The sequence below is a fragment of the Xanthomonas bonasiae genome (assembly GCF_017163705.1).
GTDB classification, from domain to species: Bacteria; Pseudomonadota; Gammaproteobacteria; order Xanthomonadales; family Xanthomonadaceae; genus Xanthomonas_A; species Xanthomonas_A bonasiae.
Map to the genome: position 1 here is coordinate 224,697 of NZ_JAFIWB010000005.1, position 6,777 is coordinate 231,473.

7 protein-coding genes and 1 pseudogene are annotated in these 6,777 nt (G+C 65.9%); 4 read left to right on the plus strand and 4 right to left on the minus strand.

Features of this window, described 5'->3' with window-relative positions; genetic code table 11:
- Positions 1-38 precede the first annotated feature (38 nt).
- Both JR064_RS08035 and JR064_RS08040 read left to right on the plus strand, forming a co-directional pair.
- A complete protein-coding gene (locus JR064_RS08035) occupies positions 39-1,220 on the plus strand; it encodes a glutathionylspermidine synthase family protein (protein WP_206229365.1) in 1,182 nt (393 codons plus the stop codon).
- A 52-nt stretch (positions 1,221-1,272) separates the two neighbouring features.
- On the plus strand, positions 1,273-1,875 hold the full coding sequence (locus JR064_RS08040; RefSeq protein ID WP_191825861.1) for a hypothetical protein: 603 nt from the start codon (positions 1,273-1,275) through the stop codon (positions 1,873-1,875).
- Between the two features lie 275 nt (positions 1,876-2,150).
- Here the strand turns inward: JR064_RS08040 and JR064_RS08045 are convergent, their stop codons facing one another.
- Together JR064_RS08045 and JR064_RS08050 are read right to left on the minus strand one after the other, a co-directional pair.
- Entirely contained in the window at positions 2,151-2,633 is a 483-nt protein-coding gene (locus JR064_RS08045) for a RusA family crossover junction endodeoxyribonuclease (RefSeq protein ID WP_191825860.1), read from the minus strand.
- 72 nt (positions 2,634-2,705) lie between these two features.
- Positions 2,706-3,032, minus strand: coding sequence for a hypothetical protein (locus JR064_RS08050; RefSeq protein WP_191825859.1), 327 nt, complete (start codon positions 3,030-3,032; stop codon positions 2,706-2,708).
- Between the two features lie 391 nt (positions 3,033-3,423).
- Here JR064_RS08050 and JR064_RS08055 point away from each other — a divergent pair, with 391 nt between their 5' ends.
- Together JR064_RS08055 and JR064_RS23050 are read left to right on the plus strand one after the other, a co-directional pair.
- Positions 3,424-3,645, plus strand: coding sequence for a SymE family type I addiction module toxin (locus JR064_RS08055; RefSeq protein ID WP_191825858.1), 222 nt, complete (start codon positions 3,424-3,426; stop codon positions 3,643-3,645).
- A 500-nt stretch (positions 3,646-4,145) separates the two neighbouring features.
- Positions 4,146-4,322, plus strand: a pseudogene (locus tag JR064_RS23050) (phage integrase N-terminal SAM-like domain-containing protein); the annotation flags it as partial.
- A 30-nt stretch (positions 4,323-4,352) separates the two neighbouring features.
- Here the strand turns inward: JR064_RS23050 and JR064_RS08060 are convergent.
- Positions 4,353-5,651, minus strand: coding sequence for a DUF58 domain-containing protein (locus JR064_RS08060; RefSeq protein WP_206229366.1), 1,299 nt, complete (start codon positions 5,649-5,651; stop codon positions 4,353-4,355).
- Between the two features lie 163 nt (positions 5,652-5,814).
- The gene (locus JR064_RS08065) at positions 5,815-6,759 is read right to left on the minus strand and encodes an AAA family ATPase (RefSeq protein WP_206229380.1); all 945 of its coding nucleotides are present in this window, start codon (positions 6,757-6,759) and stop codon (positions 5,815-5,817) included.
- Between the last annotated feature and the right edge of the window lie 18 nt (positions 6,760-6,777).

The following is a 6,777-nucleotide window of genomic DNA, read 5'->3' on the forward strand; positions in this document are numbered from 1 at the left end:
GCCGCACTCTTTAAACCCGCATCCACCAAGGCAAGCACATGCAACGCATCGCGATCGTCGAACGCGGCGACTGGCGCGCGCAGGCCGCCGAGTGCGGCTTCCGCTTCCATACCATCGGCGGCGAACGCTACTGGGACGAGCGCGCGTACTACGCGTTCACCCTGCGCCAGATCGAACGCGACCTGGAGGATCCCAGCGCCGAGCTGCACCAGATGGCGATGGGGCTGGTGGACGAGATCGTCGCCAGCGAAGAGTTGATGCAGCGCCTGGCGATTCCGCCGGCGTTCCGCGACTGGATCGCCGAGAGCTGGCGGCGCCGCGATCCGCATCTGTACGGGCGCCTGGACCTGGCCTACGACGGCACCGGCCCGGCCAAGCTGTATGAACTGAACTACGACACGCCGACCTCGCTGTTCGAGTCGTCGTTCTTCCAGTGGCAGTGGCTGGAAGACCAGCGGGCGCAGGGGCGGCTGGCGCACGACGCCGACCAGTTCAATTCGATCCACGAGACGCTGGTGGAGCGCTTCGCCGAACTGGCGGCGCAGTTGCCGCCGCCGCTGTCCTTCGCCGCGGTGCGCGATTCGGAGGAGGACCAGGGCACGGTCGCGTATCTGCGCGACTGTGCGGCGCAGGCCGGGCTGTTCGGCGAGGCGATCGCGATCGAGGACATCGGCCTGTCCGAGGACGGGCGCTATACGGATCTGAACGACGTGGTGATCGGCACCTTGTTCAAGCTGTATCCGCTGGAAGACCTGTTCGCCGAGCGCTTCGGCCAGGCCCTGCCGGGATCGGGCCTGCGCCTGCTGGAGCCGCCGTGGAAGGCGGTGCTGAGCAACAAGGGCATCCTGCCGCTGCTGTGGTCGCGCCATCGCGGCCATCCCAACCTGCTGCCGGCCGCGTTCGACGACGGCGCCGCGCTGCCGCCGGGCTGGGTGCGCAAGCCGCTGTATTCGCGCGAGGGCGCCAACATCGCCCTGCATCTGGCCGACGGGCGCATGCTGGAGAGCGACGGTCCGTACCAGGGGCCGTGCATCGTCCAGCAGGCGCATCCGCTGCCGGCGTTCGATGGTCGCTATCCGATGGTGGGCAGCTGGATCGTCGGCGATAGCGCGTGCGGCATCGGCATCCGCGAGGACGACGGCCCGATCACCCGCGACAGTGCGCGCTTCGTGCCGCATGCGATCGTCGAGGCGGGGCAGGCCGGCGTGCTGTATGCCTGAGCATGGGCCGTCGCCGGTCATGCCACGGCGGCATCGCAACGACGGGACGCCGTTGGCGGCCTACGCGGACCGGGTGGCGGTGCGCTGCCATCGCTGCGACGCGCCGGGCTGGGTGCTGGCGCAGTGGCAGCCGTACCGCTGGCAGGCGCGCTTTCGCTGCGGCCAGTGCAGCGCGGCGCTGGACAGCGGCAACGACGACTGGGTGGGCGCGGTGCGGCTGTCGGGCCGCCGCGCCTGCGGCCATTGCGGCCACCAGTGGGTCCAGGTCTGTGCGGTCTCGACCGCGGCGGTTGCGCCGCCCGGGAGCTTGCCCGGGCGCTGTGCGCATTGCGGCAAGCAGAGCGCGGTGGCGGTGCAGCCGCAACGCGTGCGCGACGCGCAGCCCTGCGACCCGCATTTCGGCATGTCCCTGGCGCTGGTCGCACCGACCCGCGCCGGCGTGCTGTGGGCCTACAACGCGCGCCATCTGCAGGAGCTGCAGGACTACGTCGCGGCCACGCTGCGTGAGCGGCGCGGTCTGTTCGGGCGCTCGATGGTGGCGCGCTTGCCGGCGTGGATGAAGCTGGCGCGGCACCGGCCGCTGATGCTGCGTGCGCTCCAACGCCTGCAGCAGGCCTGCGCGCAGTTGCCGCTGGCGCCCGCTGTCGCGCCGTGACCCGGCCCCGATATGGCGGAGTGCCGCCGGATTCGTGGTCGCGCGGACGTAGGCGCGGGGACGGCGCCGCGCGCTTGTCGTCCGCGATGTGGCGTGGGCACGCTGCACGCCGTTCGCGCTGGCATGCAGCGCACGCGCGGCGCCAAGTTCGCGGTGCCGCATGCGGCGCAGATGCCGCGGGAGTCCAGAGACGAAAGCCGCGCCGCACTTGCAGCACTACCGCCTGACGCCAGAATTATGCCGAGCCGCGAAGCGGCTTCGGCTTGAATGAATTGTTAGGCCTCGGGCTCGTTGTTTGGAAGTCGCACCATCATTGGCTCAATAAACCAAGATTGCGGTGTGTCGCCGAGCGTCTTGAAAGCCATCCATACTTGCCACTTTGAACTTTCGCTTTTAGACACAAAGAGTGCATCGATCTGCTTGTCATCCTCGTAGGCAATGCCGCAAAACGCGTCCAATATAGCCTTTGCCATATTGTCTACATCCTTGGATCGATATGCGGACTTGGGTAGGGAGATTCCGATGCCAACCAGCAAGCGCCCCTTAAGTGGCCAGCCCTCACTAGCTGACCTGGAGAATATCTCCCTTACTGCCTCCTCGAATGCGGGCACGCCTAAAGGAACCGTGGCAACAAGAACACCATCTTGCTTCTTATAGCCGACTCTCTTTGAAGGGATCTCAAGGTCATCTAAGCGTACCAAGCCTCCGTCATAGTAGTCCGCCACGCGGAATCTGACGGTCTTCTTTTTCTTAGCCATGCTTGTGGAGAGGCCTAACGTTTGAGTCAAGCCGCGCCGCGCAGTGGCGTCAGCTTGGACGAATTGTTAGGCCTACAAGCCGAGATGCAGGCCGCTGATAACACTGTCCAAGACTTTGGTCTCGAAACCCTGAAGCTTTTGCCACTTGACCGAATCCAGATCGGACCACTGACCTCCAGCCGAAAGTCGCTTGCCTGTTGCATAAGAATCCTTCCAGACGGCCTGGCACCCGGGCTCACCAGTAAGACCTTGACGGTCAACGATGCGAGCCGCAACTGAGCCAACGAACTCTTTGTCCGCACCGAGTGCCAGACCAGTGATCTCACAATAGGTGTAGTCGGGCGCTGCAAGGGCAGAGAAGGGCGGCAGCAAGAGCGGTGCAATCACTAGAAGTCGCATGGATCTCTCCTGTAGGCCTAACACCTGAATTAAGCCGCGCCACGAAGTGGCGTCGGCTTGAATGAATTGTTAGGCAGTTGCTCTTGCAGTCCCCGTCGCTTCTGCCGCAGACCAAGCATGCCACAACAATAAGTCTGCTGCTTGCACACGGCTTGACCCGGACCATGCGTGGCGCTAAATTTGACCAAGGTGCTGAACACACCATCGTAGGCGGAAGCCACTCCCGTTAGCCAAGTGGCTTTTTTGTGCCCCGCCTTTTTCTATGGCCGGGTGGCGCGCAGCTATGCAAGACCCGAAAGGGGAAAACTGCGGGCGGCCCTACGACCGTGTTCAAGCACCCGGCCGCCTCTCTGAACAGGAGGCGAAATAGAACGAATCGTAGGAGTACACCGTGACTACCAAGAAGACCTCGTCACCGAAGCCTCGCTATCTGACGATTGGCTACCAGGTTTACGAAAGCCGACACAAAGATCGGGAATGCCGCTACCGACCACGACAAGTGCCGTTCCTACGGTTGAGTGGCGATTGGCTATCCGCAGCTGGCTTCACGGTTGGACAAAAGGCGCGAATACAAGTGATCGGCCAAGGCATTGTGATCTTGCCTGAAGGCTGAGCTAGATAAGCCGCGGGCAAAGACTGTACATACCCGCGGCATTTTGCTTTTTGATGCCTAACGCCTGAATTAAGCCGACCCGCAGAGCGGGTTCGGCTTGAATGAATTGTTAGGCAGACCTGCCGAATGTAACTGTGGACGGCTCTACCTCAACAACTCGGCCGCTATCCATCTCAACAATTGCCGATGATACTTGTATCGGATTGTTCCCCTCGTCGTAGATCACGCGGGTGCCGTATTGGATAAACATGCCTGTTTGCTTGTCACCGTGTCCAAAATACACGCTACATGGTCTTGGGTCACTCATCAGCTACACCTCCAAGTTGATCGATCTGCCTAACTACTATTGGACCGCCTAAAAGCGGTGTTGCACCAAGTATCGACTAACGCCGGAGGTCTGGAAAGGGGCGAATTCCTAACCCGTAACAATGACTTGCCAGATGGCAGTCGCCGGTCTTGGCGTCGATGCTGGTCGCGTTATCCGACGTTTGAGCGGGCGTATGGGTTACACCCGTGACGCTGCAGGCGTAATGGCGCGCCTGTCCTCCAAGCTGCTGGATCAGGTCCGTGGTCGGCTGCGGCTTCGCCATTACAGCCTGCGCACCGAGCAGGCCTATGTGGGCCGCATCCGGCGTTTCATTCTGTCCAACGGCAAGCGACATTCGATGCAGCGGGGTGGCGACATCGTCATGGGCCGCGGCGTCGCGCTACAGCAACCCGTCGCGCTTGACCGCGAGATAGCGTTCCACCAGCGCGCCCGGCAGCTCCTCGCCGGTGACGTCGAGCACCATCACGCCGTGGCTGCGCAGCGCGTCGTGGGCGTCGCCGCGTTGTTGCAGGTAGCGCGCCACCGCGCCGGCCTGCACCGCCTGCTGCAGGTCGTGCACGTCCTGGCGCAGCGCCTGGTCCAGCGCGTGCTCGCGCAGGCTGGCCACGCACACCAGATGCCGGCGCTGCAGCAGCCGCACCGCGGCGAGCAGGTCTTCGATGTCTTCGTCGCGCACGTTGCTGATCAGCATCACCAGCGAACGGCGGCGCTGGCGCAGCGACAGTTCGGTCGCCGCGGCCAGGTAATCGGTGGCCACCGCCTGCGGCTGCAGGTCGTAGCTGGCGCGCAGCAGCGCATCGACCGTGCCCATGCCGCGCTGCGGCGCGACCCAGCGCGCGTCGCCGCCGCTGGCCATCAGCCCCACCGCATCGCCCTGGCGCAGCGCCAGGTACGACACCACCAGCGCGGCATTGAGCACGTTGTCGAAATGCGCCAGGCCGCTCTCGCTGGCCATCATCCGCCGGCCTGTGTCGATCAGCATCAGCAGCTGCTGGTTCTTCTCGTCCTGGTACTCGCGCGAGATCAGCTTGCGCGCGCGCGAGGTGGCCTTCCAGTCGATCTGGCGCAGGCTGTCGCCGACGCGGTATTCGCGCATCTGGTGGAAGTCGGTGCCTTCGCCGCGGCGCCGCTTCAGGTGCGCGCCGACCAGCCGCGACGCCTGTTCGGCGCTGAACAGGGCGAAGCGGGTCAGCGGCGCGAAGTTCGGATACACGCGCACGGTCTGCGCCGCGCCGGCCACGCGCCGCTGCCGCCACAGGCGCCAGGCCGAATGCAGGCGCAGATGGGTGCCGGGAAATTCGAAGCGGCCGCGCGCGGTCGGACGCAGCCGGTAGGTGAGATGGGTCTCGCTGGCCGCATACAGGGTCACCCGCCGCGGCAGGCCCTGCATCCACCAGCCGCTGGGCACCAGATCGAACACGTCCAGTCTCTGCCGCTGCGCGCTGTCGAGGCGCAGCCCGGCCTCGCGCTCCACGCCCAGCGGCAAGGCCTCGGGCAATTCGCGGCGCACCTGTGGGGTAGGGCTGCGCCACAGCCGCCACGCATCGACCGCCGCGATCACGCCGATCGCCGCGCCCAGCGCCTGCCACGGCCACAGCGCGACGACCTGCAGCGCCGAGGCCAGGCCGCACAGCGCCCATAGGCCGAGCAGGGCTAGCAGTGGCGGGGCGGGTCTCATGGGTTGAGGGCCGGGATTCGGAATTGGGGATTGGGGATTCGTAACAGCGCGGCGCGCGCGCTCAAGGCCGCACCGGTCGCCGTCCGGATGCGAGCGGGGAATGCCGGCATCGCCGCGGATGCGGGCTTTTGCGAATCCCCAATCCCCACTCCCGAATCCCGGCTCATTTGCGCGGCGCCTCCACCTTCGCCAGCAGCGCGCCCAGCGCGTCGTCGGCGCTCTGGCCTTCGATCTGCAGTTCCGGGGCCAGCGCGATGCGGTGGCGCAGCGCCGGCTTGGCGATGTCGCGGATGTCGTCGGGGGTGACGAAGTCGCGCCCGGACAGCACCGCCTGCGCGCGCGCGGCGCGGATCAGCGCGATGCTGCCGCGCGGGCCGGCGCCGAGCGCGATGCCCGGCCAGCTGCGGGTGGCGGCGACGATGCGCACCGCGTAGTCGATCACCTGCGGGTCCACCACGATCGCGGCGGTGCCCAGCTGCATCGCCACCACGTCTTCGGCGCCGAGCACGCGCGGCACCTGCGAAAGGTCGAAGTCGCCGGCGCTGCGCCCGGTGGTAACCGCTTCCACCATGCGCTTCTCGTCTTCGAGCTGCGGATAGTCGATCAGGATCTTCAGCAGGAAGCGGTCCAACTGCGCTTCCGGCAGCGGATAGGTGCCTTCCTGCTCGACCGGGTTCTGCGTGGCCAGGGCCAGGAACGGCGGCGCCAGCGGGAACGATTTTCCCTCGATGGTGACCTGGCCTTCCTGCATCACTTCCAGCAGCGCCGACTGGGTCTTGGCCGGGGCGCGGTTGATCTCGTCGGCCAGCAGCAGGTGGGTGAACACCGGGCCGCGGCGGATCTTGAAGCTCTCGGTCTTGGGGTCGTACACGGCATGGCCGCTGACGTCGCTGGGCATCAGGTCGGGGGTGAACTGCACGCGCGCGTAGTTCAGTTCCAGCGCCTGCGCCAGCGCGCGCACCAACAGGGTCTTGCCCAGCCCGGGCACGCCTTCGATCAGCACGTGGCCGCCGGCCAGCAGCGCGATCAGGATCTGCTCGAGCACCTCCGGCTGGCCGATGAAGGCCTGGCCGACCGCTTCGCGGATCGCCTCGACGCGTTCGATCAGGGCGGGGCCGGTGAGGGG

Excerpts from the sequence above, each read along its gene's own strand:
- JR064_RS08035 (WP_206229365.1), top strand. The coding sequence starts at position 39 with ATGCAACGCATCGCGATCGTCGAACGCGGCGACTGGCGCGCGCAGGCC.
- JR064_RS08045 (WP_191825860.1), bottom strand. The coding sequence starts at position 2,633 with ATGGCTAAGAAAAAGAAGACCGTCAGATTCCGCGTGGCGGACTACTAT.
- JR064_RS08050 (WP_191825859.1), bottom strand. The coding sequence starts at position 3,032 with ATGCGACTTCTAGTGATTGCACCGCTCTTGCTGCCGCCCTTCTCTGCC.
- JR064_RS08060 (WP_206229366.1), bottom strand. The coding sequence starts at position 5,651 with ATGAGACCCGCCCCGCCACTGCTAGCCCTGCTCGGCCTATGGGCGCTG.